16 protein-coding genes are annotated in these 19,603 nt (G+C 60.7%); 12 read left to right on the top strand and 4 right to left on the bottom strand.

The genetic code is table 11. From position 1 onward, the window contains the following. Positions 1-16 precede the first annotated feature (16 nt). The 6 genes from BLU32_RS10550 to BLU32_RS10575 are packed head-to-tail and all read left to right on the top strand — an operon-like array spanning position 17 to position 8,626. Complete coding sequence (locus BLU32_RS10550) at positions 17-4,120, top strand: SDR family oxidoreductase (protein WP_093806820.1); 4,104 nt, start codon at positions 17-19, stop codon at positions 4,118-4,120. Position 4,121: 1 nt separating this feature from the next. Continuing rightward, positions 4,122-5,129: an NAD(P)-dependent alcohol dehydrogenase gene (locus BLU32_RS10555; RefSeq protein ID WP_093806822.1), complete on the top strand. Its 1,008-nt coding sequence runs from the start codon at positions 4,122-4,124 to the stop codon at positions 5,127-5,129. Positions 5,130-5,161: 32 nt separating this feature from the next. Continuing rightward, positions 5,162-6,529: an FAD-binding oxidoreductase gene (locus BLU32_RS10560; protein WP_093806824.1), complete on the top strand. Its 1,368-nt coding sequence runs from the start codon at positions 5,162-5,164 to the stop codon at positions 6,527-6,529. 37 nt (positions 6,530-6,566) lie between these two features. Next, positions 6,567-7,148: an NAD(P)H-dependent oxidoreductase gene (locus tag BLU32_RS10565; protein WP_093806826.1), complete on the top strand. Its 582-nt coding sequence runs from the start codon at positions 6,567-6,569 to the stop codon at positions 7,146-7,148. A 46-nt stretch (positions 7,149-7,194) separates the two neighbouring features. After that, entirely contained in the window at positions 7,195-7,515 is a 321-nt protein-coding gene (locus BLU32_RS10570; protein ID WP_093806828.1) for a DUF1330 domain-containing protein, read from the top strand. Next, positions 7,505-8,626 (top strand): hypothetical protein, encoded by a 1,122-nt coding sequence (locus tag BLU32_RS10575; protein WP_093806830.1) that lies wholly within the window; start codon positions 7,505-7,507, stop codon positions 8,624-8,626. Before BLU32_RS10570 ends, BLU32_RS10575 begins: the two co-directional genes overlap by 11 nt. A gap of 67 nt (positions 8,627-8,693) precedes the next feature. On the opposite strand, the gene BLU32_RS10580 is transcribed toward BLU32_RS10575, so the two are convergent. Further along, complete coding sequence (locus BLU32_RS10580) at positions 8,694-9,578, bottom strand: DMT family transporter (protein ID WP_093806832.1); 885 nt, start codon at positions 9,576-9,578, stop codon at positions 8,694-8,696. 550 nt (positions 9,579-10,128) lie between these two features. On the opposite strand from BLU32_RS10580, the gene BLU32_RS21795 reads away from it, so the two are divergent. Further along, positions 10,129-10,377 carry a hypothetical protein gene (locus BLU32_RS21795; RefSeq protein WP_157727626.1) on the top strand — a complete coding sequence of 83 codons (249 nt, stop codon included), beginning with the start codon at positions 10,129-10,131 and terminating at the stop codon, positions 10,375-10,377. Here BLU32_RS21795 and BLU32_RS22320 read toward each other — a convergent pair. Next, a complete protein-coding gene (locus BLU32_RS22320; protein ID WP_244501830.1) occupies positions 10,368-10,874 on the bottom strand; it encodes a GNAT family N-acetyltransferase in 507 nt (168 codons plus the stop codon). The genes BLU32_RS21795 and BLU32_RS22320 overlap by 10 nt on opposite strands. A 798-nt stretch (positions 10,875-11,672) precedes the next feature. Here BLU32_RS22320 and BLU32_RS10590 point away from each other — a divergent pair. Together BLU32_RS10590 and BLU32_RS10595 are read left to right on the top strand one after the other, a co-directional pair. After that, positions 11,673-13,322: an alpha/beta-hydrolase family protein gene (locus BLU32_RS10590; RefSeq protein WP_208977015.1), complete on the top strand. Its 1,650-nt coding sequence runs from the start codon at positions 11,673-11,675 to the stop codon at positions 13,320-13,322. A 12-nt stretch (positions 13,323-13,334) separates the two neighbouring features. Further along, positions 13,335-14,195 (top strand): dienelactone hydrolase family protein, encoded by an 861-nt coding sequence (locus BLU32_RS10595; protein WP_093806834.1) that lies wholly within the window; start codon positions 13,335-13,337, stop codon positions 14,193-14,195. Positions 14,196-14,516: 321 nt separating this feature from the next. Here BLU32_RS10595 and BLU32_RS10600 read toward each other — a convergent pair whose 3' ends face one another. Together BLU32_RS10600 and uxuA are read right to left on the bottom strand one after the other, a co-directional pair. Beyond that, positions 14,517-15,989 carry a mannitol dehydrogenase family protein gene (locus BLU32_RS10600; protein WP_093806836.1) on the bottom strand — a complete coding sequence of 491 codons (1,473 nt, stop codon included), beginning with the start codon at positions 15,987-15,989 and terminating at the stop codon, positions 14,517-14,519. After that, a complete protein-coding gene (uxuA, locus tag BLU32_RS10605; RefSeq protein WP_093806838.1) occupies positions 15,986-17,194 on the bottom strand; it encodes a mannonate dehydratase in 1,209 nt (402 codons plus the stop codon). The genes BLU32_RS10600 and uxuA overlap by 4 nt, the downstream gene beginning before the upstream one ends. A 137-nt stretch (positions 17,195-17,331) precedes the next feature. On the opposite strand from uxuA, the gene BLU32_RS10610 reads away from it, so the two are divergent. The 3 genes from BLU32_RS10610 to BLU32_RS10620 all read left to right on the top strand — a co-directional run bounded on the left by BLU32_RS10610 (position 17,332) and on the right by BLU32_RS10620 (position 19,599). Next, on the top strand, positions 17,332-18,051 hold the full coding sequence (locus BLU32_RS10610) for a GntR family transcriptional regulator (RefSeq protein ID WP_244501831.1): 720 nt from the start codon (positions 17,332-17,334) through the stop codon (positions 18,049-18,051). Beyond that, positions 18,048-19,016: a TRAP transporter substrate-binding protein gene (locus BLU32_RS10615; RefSeq protein ID WP_093806840.1), complete on the top strand. Its 969-nt coding sequence runs from the start codon at positions 18,048-18,050 to the stop codon at positions 19,014-19,016. The genes BLU32_RS10610 and BLU32_RS10615 overlap by 4 nt, the downstream gene beginning before the upstream one ends. A 79-nt stretch (positions 19,017-19,095) precedes the next feature. After that, positions 19,096-19,599 carry a TRAP transporter small permease gene (locus BLU32_RS10620; protein WP_093806842.1) on the top strand — a complete coding sequence of 168 codons (504 nt, stop codon included), beginning with the start codon at positions 19,096-19,098 and terminating at the stop codon, positions 19,597-19,599. Positions 19,600-19,603: the final 4 nt, after the last annotated feature.

The following is a 19,603-nucleotide window of genomic DNA, read 5'->3' on the forward strand; positions in this document are numbered from 1 at the left end:
TATTATTGGTGCGATAATGAAATTGAAAAATATCTTGGTCTGGTCAATACCGCGAAGCCGATCTACTGCGTTCGAGCGCTCGGTAATGCAGCGCCACGATCTGACAGTTTTGCATGAGACCCTGTCGGCGCCTTACCTCGAATTGCACTCCAGAAGGCGCGCCAAAAAAATTGCGACGGCCAGACAGGAACAGGATTTGCCATCGGGCGAAGAGGATTATGTTGCAGCTTTGAACGCCTTGGCGGTTACGTCAAAGGGCCGTGTGACCCTGTCGAAGGAACTGATTTGCTTCTTCGATACCGCACAGATCGAGGATGCCTGGCTTCGGCATTTCGCTCACGTCTTTCTGGTGCGCGATCCGGCAGCGGCATTGCGTTCATTGTGGCGCGTGTCATGCGCGGGACCAACCACCTATTATGATCCGAACGAGGTCGACTACGCGCGCATGCGCAACGTCTACAGCCGCGTCGTCGATGCCTGCGGAATGAACTCTGCCATGGTGCTTGAGGCGGATGACGACCTGCTCGCCGACACCGAAAACGCGTTGCGACGGTTCTGTGAATTCGCAGGCCTGGATTTCTGCCCGGCTATGCTCGAATGGAAAGCAGAAGACGTCCAGCCCTGGAACGTCTGGAAGGGCTGGCACGATGACGCCGCGAAATCGTCCGGTTTCCAGGCGCCTACGCATGAAACGCCCACGATACCCGAGAGCATTGCGGCCGACATCGCCGAACGCGCCGTTGAAGCGGCACCTGTCTACCAGGCATTCTCCCTGGCGGCGGCAAGAGAACGGCACAAATTTTCCGGAAGCGCCGTGAAACCGTTGCTGCCGTTGCCCGACGCGCAGGCGCAACTCCTTTTTCCGACCGATATTAAGGCCGGAATTGACGACCTTGTCACCTATGCTGGCGGATCTTCGAACGCGTTCGAGGTTATCGGACTGGATTGCGCGCGACTGGAAGGCCTTGGCGCCACCGACGCAGGGGAAGCTGCGCGCATCCTGGATCGCCCGTTGCTCTTGCCTGCGGGAGCGGAGGCGGCACAAAAAGCGGTTGCGAAGGGTCTTGGCCTCAAGCCCGCTCTCCTGCCGCCATTGTCGGCCGCGCCCGGCACGCAACGGATTGCGGAGTTGCGGCAGGAAGCCGTCGCGGCCGTTGAGGCGGCCGTCGCGGAAACCACGGACCACGTCTTGAAGGCGAACGCGAAAACACGGATCGGGCCATGTCCCGCCGATTTCGCTGTTGCCATGTCCTCGGTTGCCAAGGCACATCCGGATCTCTGCGTCCTGACGGATGGATCGGCAAGCTACACAGCCTCCCAATACGCCGCGGAACTGGTCCGCGTCGGAAACATTCTCCGGCAGACGGTAGGCGGTCGCGCACTTGAGCCGCGCTGGATCGTGATCTTTGCAACGCGCAGCGCGGAAACAGTCCTTGCGATGAGCGCGTGCCTGGCCGTCGGATTGCCCTTTCTTGAAATTCCGGTTTGGTACCGCGACGACCATGTCGAAGAAATCATCGACAAGTTGGATCCGGCGCTGGCGCTGTGCGATGCCGCCGCAACCCACAAGCTACGCGGACGCGTGCCAACCCTTGGCTTCGATGAACTCGCCTCCGCATCCGGAAGCGTCGATGGCCCGAAAGAATGGCCGTCACCGTCGCAGGGCGGACCAAAGGACCTGGCCCACGGCGTTTTGACCTCGGGCACCACATCAGTTTCAAAAATCGTGCGAATCCCGCAATCGCAAGTCTTTGATTCTCTTGATACGTTTGCGAAGTATATCGCGCCGGGCGATCGGCTGGGCCTGAACATGTGGTTGACGTGCTACGTCTTCTACCCGCCCCTCCTGGGCGCCACCAGCGTTGTGGTGCCCGACGCGGTGGTGCTGAACCCACACGCGTTCGTCGAGTTCGTTCAATCTGAACGCCTTACGCAACTCATGGTCACGCCAAGCCTGCTCGAGGCGCTGATCGGGCTCGGGCCCGCACTGACCGCGGGATTGTCGGAACTGCACACGCTTTGGATAAGCGGAGAGGCGATGCCAAGCCCGCTTTGGGATACTGCGGCCTCTCTCTTGCCGAACGTTCGGTTTCTCAATCTGTATGGAATCAACGAAACGGGCGACGTCGGCATCGCCTTTGATGCGAGCGGTCGGTTCGAGCTGTTCCCCGGGATCGAGGTCTATATCCTGGACGACGGCGTCAAGATGGTTCCCGACGGAGCCATCGGCGATATGCATATTGCCAGCCACGGCTTGAGCGACGGCTATGTCCGCGACGAAGAAGCAGCGCGCCGCAATTTCGTTCCAAATCCCTTCCGCGACAAGGGCTCGACGGAGCCACCGGTGCTCTACCGCGCCGGTGATCGAGTGCGGCGGGATCCATCGGGGCGCATTTCGTTTGCCGGGCGCGATACCGCGCATCTGAAGCTGCGCGGCTTCAAGATAGATCCCGGCCGGATCGAATCCGTGCTTTTGGGTCATCCCGACATCGAAGCCGCGGTCGTCAAGACCCGGGGCAGCAGTTCGAAAAAGGAACTGGTTGCCTACGTCGTTCCCGCCGGCAGAAAGGAACCGACCGGCAGAGAACTTCGCGCGTATTGTGTCAAGCACTTGCCATCCTATGCAGTGCCGAATGCCTTTTTCGCGATAGACGATATTCCCCTGGCGGGCAGCAAGAAGCGAGACGAAGGCGCCCTGGGTGAGAGGATCAAGGGACGAAAGCTTGCGGAAAACGAGGTGCATCTGCCGGAAACCCAGAAAACAGTCATCCAGGCGTTCTATGCCGTCCTCGGTTCCGACCTGCCGGCGCTTGGTGCCCAAGACAGCTTTTTCGACTTTGGGGGCAGTTTGCAACTATTGGAATTGCAACGCGAACTGAACCGCAGGGCGGGCGTGGACCTGAGCCTTGAGCACGTCTTCGAGGATCCGACGGTGGAAGCGCTCGCAAGGCATATCGATGCGCACAAGGCAGGGCATGCGCCCGTTTCAGCGGGAAATCGCTTCGATGCCGAGGCTGAAGCGGCGGATCTGCCCTTGCCGCCGCCGCGCGTCGCAAGGGCCGCGCGGCACATGGGCAAACAGGTCCTGTTGACAGGTGCAACTGGATTCGTGGGCAGATACGTCTTGGCCGAACTGGCGGAAGATCCGGAAGTATCCCGTGTTTTTTGTGTCGTGCGTGCCGACGACACCGAGTCTGCATACGAAAGAACAAGCCGCGCCGCGCCGCGCCGCGCCAAATCCGTTCAACCGGTGTGGGCAGCCTCCGGGGACAAGATTGTCGCGGTCGCGGGCGATATCACGCGGGCCAACCTGGGCCTGTCCGACGACGCCACGCGTGACCTTGAAGATCAAGTCGACACGGTGATCCACTGCGCTGCCGAGGTGAACTGGATCAAGCCCTACCAGAATCTCAAGAAGCCGAATGTGCTCGGCACAGCGAACGTTGCGGTTTTTGCGGCTCGGGCCGGTGCTTCGGTTACCATGCTATCGACCGTGCCGACCAATGGAGCGGCAAGCGGATACCATCACTCAAAACTCGTGTGCGAAGCCTATGCAAGACGGTGCGCCGAGGAAACCGGCTTGCCGATCCGGGTTATTCGCTGCGGCGATATCGCGGCACCGGCGGATGCAAGCCTTCGAACGGACGTCAACGAAGACGACTATATCGTGCTGCTGCTGCGTGCCGCGCTGGAACTCGGGGTCTGGCCCGGCGACGTGGACTGGGCGGTAAACCTCGCCCCGGTGGATGGTGCGGCGCGTGCCATCATCTCGACGGCAAAAAGCGACGGCCCGGGTGCGCGCACCTCCGTGCTGATCAATTCCGAGAGCCTTTCCTGGACAAGCATCTGTGCCTGGATCGCGGAGGATCGGCCGAGCGGTGCATTTCGCGAAACGACATTGATGTCGTTTCGCGACGCTCTGGAAGAGGCGTCTGCGTCGCCGGCGGTGCAACGCGCCACACTCGTTCTCCAGGGCTCTCTCGACGACCTGGAACACGGGCCCGACCGTGCGGGCCTGCCACTCGCCGCCGACGCAGCGATTCCGCGTATTAACCGCGACTACATTCTCCAATTGCTGACCGCACTAAAGACCGCAGAAACCGCTGACATGAGAGGATGATGTGAGCATTGCCAATACGTATTCCGTGCCACGAGCCGGCGCCAATCCGGAGCCACGCGAAACCACCCTGCCCCGTCTCAAGGCCATGGATATAGAGGTCGGGATCACGTATTGCGGCCTGTGCGCGAGCGACCTCCATCTCGCCGATGGCGATTTCGGCGACATGTCGGTGTTTCCGCAGGTGTGCGGTCATGAAATCGTCGGCACGGTTCGGGCCGTCGGATCGGACAAGACCGAACGGCGCGTCGGTGAGCGCGTTGGCATCGGCTGGCAGAAAGGTGCCTGTTTCAAGTGCGAGGCCTGTCTCGCGGGAGAGGAACAGCATTGCCCGGAAGCACGGCTGACCTGCTGCAGCGGAGAGGTCGGTGGCTTTGCGGATATCGTGCGATGTGACGCGCGCTTTTCCTATACCGTCCCCGAAGTGATTTCATCGGCCGAAGCAGCCCCGTTGTTGTGCGCCGGCCATACCACCTACACAGCACTCATGCGCCATGCTCGTCCCGCATCCAGGGTCGGCGTTCTCGGGATTGGGGGGCTGGGGCATCTGGCGGTGCAGTTCGCGGACAAGATGGGCTGCGACGTGACCGCCATCTCCGGGAGTCCGGCCAAGGCGGAAGAAGCCTATACGCATGGCGCGGACAGCTTCCTGGATGTCCAGGATGCGGTTCAACGGGCCAGGAGGACATCCAGCTTGGATTTCTTGCTTGTCACCACTCCGAGCATTGAAGACTGGGACGCGGTCTTTGGCCTGATGCGCCCGCACGGGGTCGTCTGTGTCGCGGGTATGACCGAGCCGGCAACCGTCGACATCGTCGCCATGATGGAGCGTACCCTCACCTTGACCACCGCCAATGCCGGATCCCGGAACGACATGCGCGACATGCTGGCGTTTTGTGCGCGAACCGGCGTGCGTCCCGTCATTGAGGAGATGCCCATGACCGACCTCGACGAAGCGTTCGAACGATTACGGTCCGGTGCCGTGCGATACCGGGCGGTCCTGACCATCTAGGCGACGAAAACGGCGACAACGGGATTCCGACAATGGCGATGAAACGCCCTGCAGACGACAAGCCTCCCTCCGAAGCATGCATCGGAGACAACGGCTGGCATGCTGTTCTTTCCGCTCCGGCGTCCTTCACCCGTCTCGAAGGATCGCGCACCGCGGACTGGCTGGTGATCGGCGCCGGCTACACCGGCCTTGCGGCGGCACGGCGCCTCGTCGAGACGGTTCCCGGCGACCGGATCATGGTACTTGAAGCGCTTCGTGTCGGGGATGGTCCCGCCGGACGCAGTTCCGGCTTCATGATCGATCTGCCGCACAAGCTCGATTCCGACAGCTACACAGGCAGTGTCGAGGAGGATCGTCGCCAAACGGATCGCAATCGGCTTGCCATCGCCTTCGTTCAACGGGTGATCGACGAGGACGGCCTCGATCCCTTGATCCAGTATCGGACCGGCAAGGTGAATGCCGCAGCGACAGAGCACGGTGAAACGCTTTTGTCGGCCTATCGACAGCATCTCGATGCGCTTGCGGAACCCTATGAAACCCTTGACGCCGACGACATGTCGACCCTGACCGGTTCCCACTACTACCGACACGGCATTCTCACGCCTCGAAGCGCGCTTTTGCACCCGGCGGCCTATCTTTGCGATCTGGCCAAGGTACTGTCCCGCCACGGTGTCGCGATCCACGAGAACTCCCCGGTACGCCAATTCACCGAAGGCCCACCCCACGTGGTGCGAACCGAACACGGTCGATTGACCGCGCCGAATGTGATCCTTGCCGTGAATGGGGCGGTGACGGCGTTCGGCCATTTCAAGAAACGCCTGATGGATGTCTTCACGTTCGCCTCGCTGACGCGGGCGTTGACGGAAGACGAAACCAGGGCTCTCGGAGGTGCGCCCTTCTGGGGCGTTTTGCCGGCCGATCCGATGGGAACCACCGTGCGCCGCATCTCGGGTCCCCTGTATGGCGGCACGCGGATCCTTGTGCGCAACCGGTTCGTTCTCGCCAGCAAGGCCAGCGCTTTCGAGGGGCGGCCAATAGCGCGCATCGCTCGCCAGCAGCGCGACAGCTTCGACAATCGCTATCCGGCCTTAAGACATGTCCCGATGGACCACGTCTGGGGCGGCCGGCTGTGTCTTTCAAAGAACGGCGCAACCGCGTTTGGAGAGGTCGCTCCGGGCGTCTTTTCCGCCGCATGCCAGAACGGGTTGGGGTCCGTGAACGGGACCCTGCATGGCCTGCTTGCCGCCGACCTGGCGACCCGACGCGACTGCCACGGCGAACTGATCGCCGATTTGGCGGCAGCGGACCCGCCCGTTCGTATTCCCCCGGAACCCGTCACGAGGCGGGTTGGGAACTGGATCGTCGGCCGCCGCGAAAGCCGTGCAGGAATGGAGAGATGACCGGCATGAAGCACAAGAAAACGCAAACGGGCCCATCATGCGCTGCCTGATTGTATCCGCCCATCCCGACGCCAACAGCCATACCGCACGGCTCGCCGGGTTCGTCAACGAAGAGCTCGCCCGTCTCGGTCACGACGCGGGGGTGGCGGACCTTTACGCCGAGGGCTTTCAGCCGGTCATGACCAAGGAAGAAAGAACGACCTACTACAGCGCGGACACGGCGCGCCTGACCATCGAGGACGAAGCCGAGCGCCTTCTCGAGGCGGATGCGCTGGTGCTCGTGTTCCCGACCTGGTGGTTCGGTCCGCCGGCAATTCTCAAGGGGTGGTTCGATCGCGTCTGGGCACCCGGCATTGCGTTCGAACTGCAGGGGGAAGGCACGACCCCTCTCCTGCTTCGGCTGCGTCAGGTGTTGATGATCACCACGCTCAATTGCAATCGGAGTGTTGACGAAAAGCTTGGATTGCCGATCGCAAGCAGTATTCGTGAAATCCTGCTCGGCATGTCCGCGCCGCAAGCGTCATTCGAAGCCTTGTCGCTCTACGACTGCGCCAAGCTCGACGCTGCTCGCATAACCTCTTTTGAGGACACGATCGCCAACAGCATCGAGAATTGGTGACCGGGCGTCGGGTCTTGCGCATTCCCAAAACGGAAAGGACGTCTCTATGGCGAATGATGAGGAAAAATGCTGCGGCTACTGGATCGTTCAGGGAGATCCGGTCTCCGATGAAACCGCCTTGGCGGAATACGGCCAGCTTTGGGGACCTGTCGCACAAAGGTTCGGGGCCAAAATGATCGCTGCCTCCGAAACGCCGGAAACAGTCGAGGGGCCGGGCCCCGGACGGGTCGTCGTCGTGCGTTTCCCATCCTACCAGGCGGCGCAGGATTGCTATCACAGCTCTGCCTACCAGGAAGCGGCCAGGTTCGGACGCAAGGCGGGCCGTCGGACGCTCGTGATCGTCAAGGGAGCCGCCGATGCCGTCTGACGCGCTCGAAGCAGATGCTTCGAAAAACCGGGTAGACCGAATATCCATGAAGGATGGTGGCTACTATGCGGCCGTTTCCGCCGGACCGCGGGCCGTCGTCGACGGGTTGACGGAACGTGCAATTGCGGCGCTTTCGGCAACCGGCCAGATAGGCACGGACCAGAGCCTGGTAATCGCGGATTTCGGAGCGGCGGATGGTTTGATCGCAATCGATCTCATGTCGCAACTTGTCGATTCCGTGCGGCTTCACGCACCGGATCAACCGATCCGGATTTGCGTCACCGACTTGCCTGACACCGACTTTCGCCCCTATTTCCAGGCAATGTCGCGGCCCGGCTCCTATGCCGGGAAGCATCACAATGTGTTTGTTTCCACATGCGGGATAAGCTTCTTCGAACCGCTCTTTGCCAAAGGTGAACTGAATCTCGGATTTTCTGCATCCGCGATGCACTATCTGAGCCGTCAGCCCGGGCCACTTGGCGAGCGCTTGCACTCCCTCAACGCCGATGAAAAAGGCGCGGCAGCGTTTCGCGCTCAAGCAGCCTCCGACTGGGAGGCAATCCTGTCCGCGCGTGCAGCCGAACTGGCTCCGGACAGCCGCTGTATCATCGCAATGCTCGGCCTCGATGACGAAGGACGGCATCTCGGCAATACCGATGGTAGCAATCTGTTTGAAAACTACGAGACCCTTTGGGCTTCACTCGCGACCGAAGGTCTCATCACGTCGGAGGAATTCCTGAAAGCGGCGTTTCAGCAGCATTACCGGACACGCCGAGAACTCGAAGCACCGTTCTCGAAGGGCGGACCCGCATCCTTGCAAGGCTTGAAACTGGTGGGGCTGGAGGCTCAGAAGGTCGACTGTCCCTTCTTTGCGCAATGGATGCAGACAGGCGACACGCAAAATTTCGCCGAAAACTTCGTCAAAACGCATCGCTCATGGACAGAAACCGTCTTCGCGAACGCACTGGATCCGGAGCGTCCTCTTGTCGAGCGACAGCAAATCATCGAGGAACTGTACGCCAGATACGTGGCACTTGTTCAGCAGAACCCCGAGCGCCATCGCAAGGACCTGATTCATTGGATTATTGAATTCAAGATGATGCGGTCCTAACGAAAGCAGCTGCGCCCCTCGGTCGCGGTCGCCACGAAGACCCCCGCATCGGCTGTCACCAGAAACGTCAGCCGGATGTCGTGAGGGCGAGAAAGCCTGCTGCAGTGATGGCGACAATGCCTGTGATTGCTGCCGTGTCGGGCCATTCACCGAAGAAGACGCTGCCCCAGACGAGGCTGAAAACCAGATAGCTATAATCGAAAGCGGCAACAGTGGCGGGGGGCCCGTTCTGATAGGCGATCGCGGCCCCCAAGCTCCCAACCAGGATGACAACTGCAAGTGCCGTGACGATGCCGAACAGGACCGGGTCGACGGGCTGCCACGGTCCGAAGATGAACGAGCCTTCCCGTCCGGACTTCAGCCCGAGCAGGCCCCCTGCGACGATGAACGCAAGATTTAGCGACAACGCCAGAGCAAATGGATTGTCATCTCGGCATTTGGTCGAGGTCAGGACCATTGCGCAGGCATAGAGGAAGGCCGCGATGATGGGCAACAGTGCCCCGAGCTGAAACCCCGACGAAACCGGTCGCAGAACGAGAAGCACCCCGCAAAAGCCGAGTGCGATGGCAAAAAGCGTTCGCGGCGCGGGCCAGCGTCTGGCAACGACTGCGGCGAGTATCGTAATGATGATCGGCGACGTGTAGTACCCCGCCGCCGCCAGAGACAACGGCATCAACGGCAACGCGGAATAATAACTCAACCACATGCCGACCAGAAGCGAGCTGCGAACAGCGACCCAGAATACCGAACCAAATGAAACAGTCCTGTATCTAGCTGCAAGAAGCCAAAGGGCCGGAAGCACGAGGACAGACCGCAGAATGTACATCTGCCAAAGCGGTAAAGTCAGACTTGACGCCTTTATGAGGGCATCACCCAGGGACAGAGCCAGTACAGAGATTATGACCGCCAGCACCGCCCGGGTTGTGTTGTATTCCGGCAGGGCCTGCTGCATTCCCCTTCACCCTTCCGTGGGCAGTTGTCTATAATTTCGAGGCTGGGCATCAGCGCGCACGTTGAGAGCATCACGCAACCCACCGGCGCCGGAGTCTTTGTCGCCAGGCTCGAATTTCGCCTCGGGGAAAGCGTCGGTCGTCAGCATCATCCTCTTGAAGCCGCCCTTCTGTCCTGCGACCAGCGCCCAGCGGTGTGAGCGCCGGGGACTTGACCCCGGCAGCGGTATTTGCACCTTCCGCGCCGGATCAGATCACGCATGGTAAAGCCTCTTTCGCGACGCACCCGGTCCCAACCCACAAGCATCCCAAAAGCGTCACTCCAAAAACTCAATGAACTTACACTCAAGAAATTAGCAAAAATTTTATATCAGTACTTATTAGCTGAAAATTTCTTCAATTTTGAAACCGGATAAAAAAAGAAATATAAACTATTCCAATAAATTAATTTAATTTAATTTAGATAAGTTTTATTATCAAGCCCTTCAACCTAAGAGGGAAAAATTTCCGTTTGAAGCAAAGCGCCAGTTTATGCGGAGCATCGCCAAGCCCATGACGGATACGGCAACCGAGGCGGATCGTCTTTTACGTAAAGACACCCGTGCGGCTATCGGAAACCGGCGAATCGGCAATCCTTGCTTCAACCCAGATCCGCTGCTGCGTTCGTTAAGACTCCTGCCCTGTGCAATCGTGTCGGTGGATACAAAAAATTTTCTGAAATCCGAAAGTAAAAACATCCACAGATCCGCAGATATCGGAGTTGAACCTGAAGATTCGAATTTCGAAAGCACTCACCTTTGATATTTTATGAAAGGAGTGAGCTTCGCAACCTTGTCGTAGAGCCGTCGGCCCGCCTCATTGAAATCCTGCGTTAACCAGTATACTTGGCTGCACCCTTTTATATCGGCTTTTTCATAAACGGCTTCAATCAAGGCCCGGCCGATGCCCGCGCCACGCTTTTCGGGCGCCGTGTAAAGGTCGACCAGATAACATCTGGGTTCGGGGTGCCAAGTATGATCATGAAAAAGGTATGTGACGAATCCGACCAAATCGCCAACGTCATCTTCGCAAACAAGACAAAAAGGCCCAACAGACTGCTCCGCCATGAGGCGCTGCCACGTATTATCCGCAGTGCCAGATAGATCAACTTCGTAATAGTCTTGATACCCTTCCCATAGAGCGTCCCAGGACTTGCGATCGTTTTGAACGGCAGATCTGATAAGCACTTTATCTTCCTCAGTGTGAATTTCGTTTTCTAAATAATTCCTGCGATTGTGCGAGTTTTCCGAGGTCGGCAACAATCGATCCTCACTCACAATTCGCAATGCCTTGTCTTTTGACCGCACAAGAGCGCGATCTCAAGGGTGAAACATCCATCCCCCAGAAAAACTGCAACTGGCGATGCGGCAACTCCGGGTGCGCGCCGCACATATATCCCCATCATTGCTTCGCGTATTTCAGCTCCGGGTCAATCAAAGCCGCAAGCGAACCCCGAGCTTGAAATGCAAGTCGGCGATCTCGTTGATCCAAACACTGAAAAGTACAATGTCGGACGTCAGGTGTTTGTCAAGTTCGGCAAGTCACCCGAATCTGAAGTTCGCACCGGAGGTTGCAGCAGCACTCAGACGAATTTCAATTCTCCACACAAGGGTAAGGACCCATAACTGAGGTTGATATGGTTTACGGCAGATTGCGTCTCGTCAAGAAGCGGCAAGTGCCGAGAAATACCTTTATTTTCAAACCTCTCGCGACGCAGAAGAGGCCCAATCCGGTCAAATCCGAAGGGCAGGAAAATAGCCTGGCATGAGTGCGAACCGGTTGATTTTGCCGCCCTCAACTGCGTCGATTGGTTCAACCCTCCGCGCCTTGCCGTGCCAAACGGCCATGTCCGTTTCACGACGCTTGGACCGGCAAGTCGGCACCAGTCACCGATCGTTCAAGTAGACTGTCGGGATCGTTTGCTGGTGCAGAGTGCCCAGGCCGGGCACCGGCGGGGTTTACTTTGCTCTCTTCAAAGGGGAACAGTTGCGCAGGCTTGCGGCCCCGTCTTGCGGCAGAGCGGGCTGCGGAAACACCAGGTTGCGGAAGGAAGCGTCGTGCTGCGTTTGAAAGAGATCTCCATGGCCGGGATGCTGCTCGGCCTTCTCTTTTTCGCGGTCTCGCTGACGCCATCACTGATACCGCGCGGGGCGTTCGTGCAGGGAATCCTCGGCGGACTGGTTATGGCGCTCGGGTATTTGTCCTGGTGGGTCCTGCGGCTGATCTGGCGGTTCGCGGACATGCCGGAACCTTCCGGCGCGCCGAAACGCTGGCTGCTTGCGCTGCTCGCGCTTGGCGCCCTGGGGCTGTTCGGCTGGACGCTTCTGTCGAACCTGACCTGGCAAAACGACCTCCGCGCCAAGATGAACATGCCGCTTGCCGACGGTTTGGACCTGATCCCCTTGATGCTCGCGGCGGTCGCAACGTTCTCGGCCTGCTTTGTGGTCGGCGCTTTCGTAGCCTGGCTGGTGCGCCTCGTCCGGTCCCGCCTGCTAAAGATCATGCCGGAACGTCGCGCCAATGTCCTCGCGCTCGCCCTTGTTGGACTCGTTCTCTTTATTGTCACGCGAGACGGCGTGTACGACCAGGTCGTGACCCGGCTCGATACCAGCTACGAGACCGCCCAGAAGCTCTTCGAAACCGCACCCGCGCCGCCCGAAGATCCGGACCTTACGGGCGGCGCCAATTCGCTGATCGACTGGGGCGGTCTTGGCACCCCCGGCCGCAATTTTGTGCTCAACGGACCCGACGCAGACGACATCGCCGGCTTTACCGGTGCGTTCGCGCTCGCCCCCATTCGCGTTTATGTGGGCCGGGCCAATGGCGAAACGGCACAGGAACGCGCGGATCTTGCTCTTGCCGAACTGATGCGCCGCCGCGCCTTCGAGCGCGAAGTGCTGGTGGTCGCAAGCCCGACGGGCACCGGCTGGCTCGATCCGGGCAGCCACGACCCGCTGGAATACATGCATGGCGGCGACATCGCGACGGTCGCCGTGCAATATTCCTATCTTCAATCGCCGCTGGCGCTGATCCTGGAAACCGACACCGGCCTTGACCAGGCGACGGCGCTGCTGGAAACCGTCCACCGCCACTGGCAGACCCTGCCGCCGGACGACCGGCCCCGCCTCTATGTCCACGGTCTGAGCCTCGGCGCCTGGTCGTCGATGTATGCCACCAACCTCTTCCGGCTGGTCAATGATCCCATCGACGGGGCGTTCTGGGCCGGGCCGCCGTTCCCCTCCACGTTCTGGCGATATGTTCAAAACGCAAGGGTTGAGGGCAGTCCCTGGGTCCTGCCGCGGATCGGCGACGGCTCCTTCATCCGCTATGCCAACCATTTCGAGGATGCCTCCAGCGGCGCGCCCTGGGGCGGCATGCGCATCGTCTTCCTGCAGTACTCGAGCGATCCCATCGTCTTCTACGAGCCGGCTTCGATCTGGCGCGCGCCGCCCTGGATGTCGGATCCGCCGGCGCCGGATGCCTCGGCGCATATGACCTTCATGCCCATCGTCACGCAGTTTCAGTTGGCCCTCGACATGGCGCTGTCCTTTGGCGCGCCGCCGGGACACGGGCATGCCTATTTTGCTCAGGACTACATCGACCCATGGGTCCAGGTGAGCGCGCCCGACGGCTGGACAAGAGAGGACACCGACCGGCTTAAGGCCCATTGCGACAACGGCTTTCAAAACGGATGCAGCAATGACTGACCGGAACCGGGCATGAGACGCTGGCTGGTCTGGACCGGTGTTGCCCTTGCGCTCGTTGCGATGCTGCTCGCGGTCAACGGCTTTCGTGGACGGCTCGGCTGGACGGCGAACCCGCAGTCCCCGCAAGCGATCGCAACGCTGATCGCGACTGCCATGCGCTGGACGCTGCCAAAGGAGGAAGGACCTCACCCGGTTGCGTTGCTGTTGTCAGGCTGCGACGGGCCGCGAACGAACCTCGACCGGCTGGCCGTCGAACTCGCGTCGGCGGGCTGGGCCTCCGTCATCGTCGACAGCCACGGACCGCGCGGTCTCGAGGAGGCGCAGCTCTGGCGGCTGGTCTGTGCCGGACAGCTCCTGAACGGCGCCGAGCGCGCTGCCGACATCGCAGTGACGCTTGCCGCCTTGCGCGACCGGCCGGAGATCGACAGCACGCGGATCGTCCTCATCGGCGTGTCCCATGGCGGGTGGACGAGCCTGGACTACCTCGCCATGGCCCGCGCCGGCACGCTGCCGCCGCTGCTGACCTCCTGGCCCGAGGCCATCACCGACGATCCGCTGGCGGGAATCAAGGGCGCCGTCCTCTACTATCCCTACTGCGGTCCGGCGAGCCTGGGGTCGGCAAACGCCCTGCCACCGGATCTGTCCTATCTGTTCCTGCTGGTTGAGGGCGACGCCATCGCCAACGAACGTCACTGCCTCGAACTCGCGGGACGATTGGTGTCGATGAAAGCCAATGTGGCCGTCACCGTCTACGAAGGCGTCACGCACGGCTTCGATGTGCCGGAGAAATCGTTCCTGAGCCCTCTTGAGTTCGACGCGGAAACAACGGACGCGGCTATCGCCGCCACGCTCGACTTCCTGGGCCCGCCGTGATGCGCAGCAAGCCCTTGGAAGGCTGAAAGGCGCCCGAAACCGCTCTGCTCACTCGCCAGCTCCCCAAAAGTCCCGAAACCGGTGTCCGGGCAGCCTTGCAGCAACCCGATCCAATGCGGGCTGAACTCTTTCCCGTCGAACCGGCAGCTGCGGCATGCCACATGTTACTGACGTGGACGAACCAGAACAGCCGTTCACCGAGATCGGGGCAAATGGCTGTTGTTCAGTCCCAGCATGTGGTGGGTTTGATCGACTTTTGATCGGTCTGGTTCGTTCGTCCAAGGGTGGTTCACTTTGGTTAGACGCTGGTCCATATCATGCTCAAAGCCGATTGGCTTCGTTATTGATCGCCCAGGCCATTCCCTCCGTCAGCATCCCTGAAAGCTTGTCTACGACCGTGTCGGTCCATGCGTCATGATTGTGAAGAATTTCTGGAAAAAGAGCTGGAATTTCGGAGAAGCGTTGAACGATGTCTCGCGCATCCCTTGCTCCGTCCATCTTTGCGGCGATCGTGCCTTCTTGCGGATCCCGCAGCGCGTAGCTCATGCCGTCGTCCCGTTTCCCGAGCGCATAACGCATCCACGCAGCCGTCGCGAAAGCGTAGGGCGTGAGCGATTGGCCCCGATCCAGCGCCTCCATCGCCGGCGACAGTATGCGCTGCGGCAATTTCTCGGTCCCGTCCATGGCAATCTGGTAGGTTTCATGCGCGAGATGCGGATTGGAAAACCGGTGCATCAGGTCATCGCCATAGGCGTCGAAATCCACCCCGTCGAGCAGCGGCAGCGTCGCCGCGGCGGCAGCGAGGTGACGTCTGACGAGGGTCGCCATCGACGGGTCGCTCATGACGTCGCGTACGTAGGTCATGCCCGATAGAAAGCCTGCATAGGCGATGAGCGAATGGGTGCCGTTCAGCATCCGCAGTTTCATCAGCTCGTAGGGGCGGACATCCCGCGCAAAGATCGCCCCGCCGGCGGCCCAGTCGGGCCGGCCCGAGCGGAAATCGTCCTCGATCACCCATTGCCGGAAGCGCTCGGTTTCGACCGCCGCCAGGTCGCATCGTCCAGTCATCTTGTGCGCCAGGGCCAGCGTCTCCTTGCCCTGCGCCGGGGTAATGCGGTCGACCATCGTGGAGGGAAACCCGATGTCGCTGGCGATATGATCCACCAGCCCGGGCGCCGAGCGGCGCGCGAAATCCAGCAGAAGCGCGCGCACCATGCGGCCGTTCTCGGGCAGATTGTCGCAACACAAGATCGTCAGTGGCGGCGCCCCGGCCTGCCGCCGTTGACCAATCGCCTGGACGATAAGTCCGGCTACCCCGACCGGGTGATCAGGTGTCTTGAGATCGGCAGCGATCGCTGGATGGGCAAGGTCGATTCCGCTGCTGGTCCGGTCGATTCCATAGCCCTTCTCGCTCACTGTAAGCGAGACGATCCGGGTGGCCGGCGAACAGAGTGCGTCGAGAACCGGCTGGCGATGTGTGGACAGGCAAAACGCTGCCGCAACCGATCCAATCACTCGGGCCTCGGTTCCTTCGAAACCCCGTTCGATCACTGTGAACAGGCCGTTTTGCGGCGTCAGAGCCTCGGACACGGCCGGGTTTCGCAGGCTTACGCCCGCGATTCTCCAGTCGCCGCCGGACGCGGCGAGGGCGTCGTCAGTGTAGACCGCCTGGTGCGACTTGTGAAATGCGCCCAGACCCAAGTGAACGATCCCCACACCATGTGCGACGGGGTCATATTCCGGCCGCTTCACCGATGCTGGAAGTCCCCGGAGAGTGTTGAGCCGATCGGTCATCCGCCGATCCGCGAGGAAAGAGCCGCAACGACCCCGCGCAGTTCCGCCAGCCCCTTGAGGCGCCCGATGGACGGATAACCCGGTTGAGCGCGGCGCCCCAGATCGTCCAGGATATCCTGTCCATGATCAGGACGGAAAGGGATTGACCAATCGTCGCGCCCCGCGGCCTTGCGCCGCTTCTCCTCGCGCAATACCGCTTCGACAAGCGCGACCATATCCGTGTCGCCATCCAGATGCTCAGCCTCGTAGAATGAGCCCCGAACACAAGATGTCTCGCGCCTCACGTTGCGCAAATGGAGGAAATGAACCCGGTCGCCCAACCGCTCCATCATGCCTGGAAGGTCGTTGTCCGGTCGCGCGCCCAGCGAGCCAGAGCACAGTGTTATGCCGTTCGCGGGGCTGTCCAAAGCGTCCATAAGGCTCGTGTACTGGGCCTCGGTGGACATGATCCGCGGCAGTCCCAGCAAAGGAAAAGGCGGGTCGTCGGGATGGCAGCACATGCGCAGGCCTAGCCGTTCGGCCACGGGCACTACCTCGCACAGAAAGTCGACGAGATGGCTCCGCAGTACGTCCTCACTCATGGCGGCGTATTCTGCGAGATGCGCGCGTACGTCCTCAAGCGTGAAGCGCTCGGCGGCGCCTGGCAGACCGAAAATCACATTGCCGGCAATCATCTCCTTCTCTGCGTCTGACATGGCGGCAAAGCGTTCGGCGGCAGCATCACACAAAGCCTCGTCATAGTCGTGCTCGGCGCCAGGGCGTTTCAGGATATGCAGGTCGAAGGCCGTGAAATCAGTCAGATCAAAACGCATGCACGTCGCGCCGGTTGGCAGCCGATATGCAAGGTCGGTGCGCGTCCAGTCGAGCACCGGCATGAAATTGTAGCAGATCACCTTGATTCCGGCGGCGGCGAGGTTCGCGAGGCTCTCCTTATACGCGGCGATATGCGCCTTCCACTCGCCGGTTTGGCGCTTGATGTCCTCGGATACGGGCAGGCTCTCGACCACGTCCCACGTCAGCCCCGAGCGTGCGCCGTCGCTCATCCGACCAATCTCGCCCTGTCGACCCGCGATTTCGTCCTGTGTCCAGACCGCTCCGGTAGGGACATGGTGAAGCGCGGTGACAATGCCCCCGGCACCGGCCTGACGCACATCGTCGATCGACACGAGGTCGTTTGGACCGAACCATCGCCATGTCTGTCTCATGCCACATTCCTTGGTTTTCGCCGGTGCTTGCTCCCAATTGCATCCTTAACACAACGATCGATTGCAGACTAGTATGGAAGTATGGTAAGAAGCCTCTGGGAGGTGACATCGTGCTACAAGAATCTGGCTCGGCAAGCGTGCTTGATCCGCTGGCGCCAATCGCGCCGCAGCTGTTCCGGGCGCTGCGCGACAGGATCATCCACAATGACCTCCCGCCAAGCAGTCGCATTTCGGAGACAGAGATCGCGCGGGAATTCGGCATCAGCCGCCAGCCGGTGCGCGAGGCTTTCATCAAGCTCGCTGGCGAGGACCTGCTAGCGATCCTGCCCCAGCGCGGCACTGTGGTGCGAAAGATTCGCTACGAAGCGGTGCTCGACGCACGCTTTCTACGCGAGGCGATCGAGTCCGATATCGTGCGCATCCTGGCAAGCACACCCAACGAGACGTGGCTGACAAAGCTGCGCGAGCAGATCGAAGAACAGCGCGCTGCCATGGATGGCCGGCCAGAGGATTTCTTTGCGCTCGACGACCGCTTTCACCGGACGCTGGCGGCCGCTGCCGGCAAGAAAGGAGCGTGGCGGCTCATCGAAGGGCTCAAATCCCAGATGGACCGAGTGCGCTTCCTGTCGCTCGTGCATTTTCCCGTGCCAAACCTTGTCAGGCAGCACGAAGCCATCGTCGAGCACATCGCGAAGGCCGATGTCGCGGGTGCGGAGAAGTGCGTCCGAGAACATCTGCGCGAGGTTTTGAACGATCTACCGAAAATCGCGGCATCCGTCCCCGGTTTTTTCGAAATGCCGGACGGGGACGCTCCCCGTCCGGTCAATGTAAACATCCAAGGAGGAGACGACCAATGAACATCACCCGCACACTGGCAGGCGGCGCGCTTCTGGCGACGATTTTGTCAACATCCGTGTTCGCGCAGGAGCGCACGCTTCAACTCGGGCACCTTGCGAACGAGGACAACTCATGGCACCTCGCCGCGGTCAAGTTCGGCGAAGAACTTTCCGCGCTGACCGATGGCCGCATCGCCGTCGAGGTCTTCCCGAACGAGTCGTTGGGCAAGGAGATCGACCTCATCAACGGGATGCAACTTGGCACCGTCGACATGACGATCACCGGCGAGAGCCTGCAAAACTGGGCGCCGATGGCGGCACTCCTGGCCGTTCCCTATGGCTACAAGTCAATCGAGCACATGGACGAAGTCGCTTCCGGTGAGATCGGCGACCAGATCAAGGCGCAAATCATCGAGAAGGTGCAGATCCGTCCGATCGCTTATTTCGCCCGCGGCGCGCGAGAACTCACGTCCAATCGGCCGATCACGTCTCCGGACGATCTCAACGGGCTGAAAATGCGTGTGCCGAACGTGCCGCTCTTCATCGACGTGTGGAGTGCGCTCGGCGCAAGTCCCGGCCCGATGGCCTTCTCCGAAGTCTTCACCTCGCTGCAGAACGGCACCATTGACGCACAGGAAAACCCGCTCGCATTGATCCGCTCAGCAAGCTTCTACGAAGTGCAGAGCCACGTGAACCTGACCGATCACGTCCGGTCGTGGATCTACCTGACCATCGCCGAAAGCACTTGGCAGGACCTGAGCGCCGACGACCAGAAGGCTGTGATGGAAGCAGCGGCCCGCGCGCAGGCCTATGAGCGCGAGCTTTTCCAGGAGAGCCTCGCTTCCGACCGGACGTTTCTGGAAGACAACGGCATGACCTTCGTCGAGGTCGACAACGCTGCCTTCGCCGCAAAGGCCAAAGACGCCGTGCTCGCCAATGTCAGCGACGAGATCAAGCCGATCGTCGAGAAGCTGTTCGCCGACTAACGCCGCGCGGTTTCCAAGAACGCGGGCGGGCATGACTTTCGTGCCCGCCCGGACACGCATAGCCCCGGGAGACAAAGGGATGCACCGCGTCGAACGCCTGATCCATCTGATCATTTTCCTCGCCCGTTTGGGGGCCGGTCTCGCCTTTGGGCTCTTGATGGCATCCGTGCTGATTCAGGTCGTGGGCCGCCTGACGGGCAATGCGCCCGTCTGGACAGAGGAACTGACGCGCTTCGCCCTGCTCTACCTCATCGCCTTCGGGTCCGGGTTGGCCTTCCGCAGCGGTGACCTCGTCAATGTCGACGTGATCTGCGAGTCCCTGCCGGGCCGCCTGCCCTCGTTTCTGAGACTTCTGTCGGCCATCGCAACGGCGGGCCTGGCGCTCACTCTGCTCGCCCCGGCGTGGCGCTATGTCTCAATCGGTCGAATGCAGACTTCGCCAGCGGTCGGCCTGCGAATGGATTTCGTTCACTTTTCCGTCTGGCTGATGCTGGCCGGGCTCGCACTGTTCGGCGTGCTTCGCATACTCGGGATGCTGTCGGGCGCCGAGGATGGCACGCTGCAGAAATCCGAAGAGGAATAGTCGC

The sequence above is a fragment of the Stappia sp. ES.058 genome, from assembly GCF_900105595.1.
In the GTDB taxonomy this organism is placed as follows: domain Bacteria; phylum Pseudomonadota; class Alphaproteobacteria; order Rhizobiales; family Stappiaceae; genus Stappia.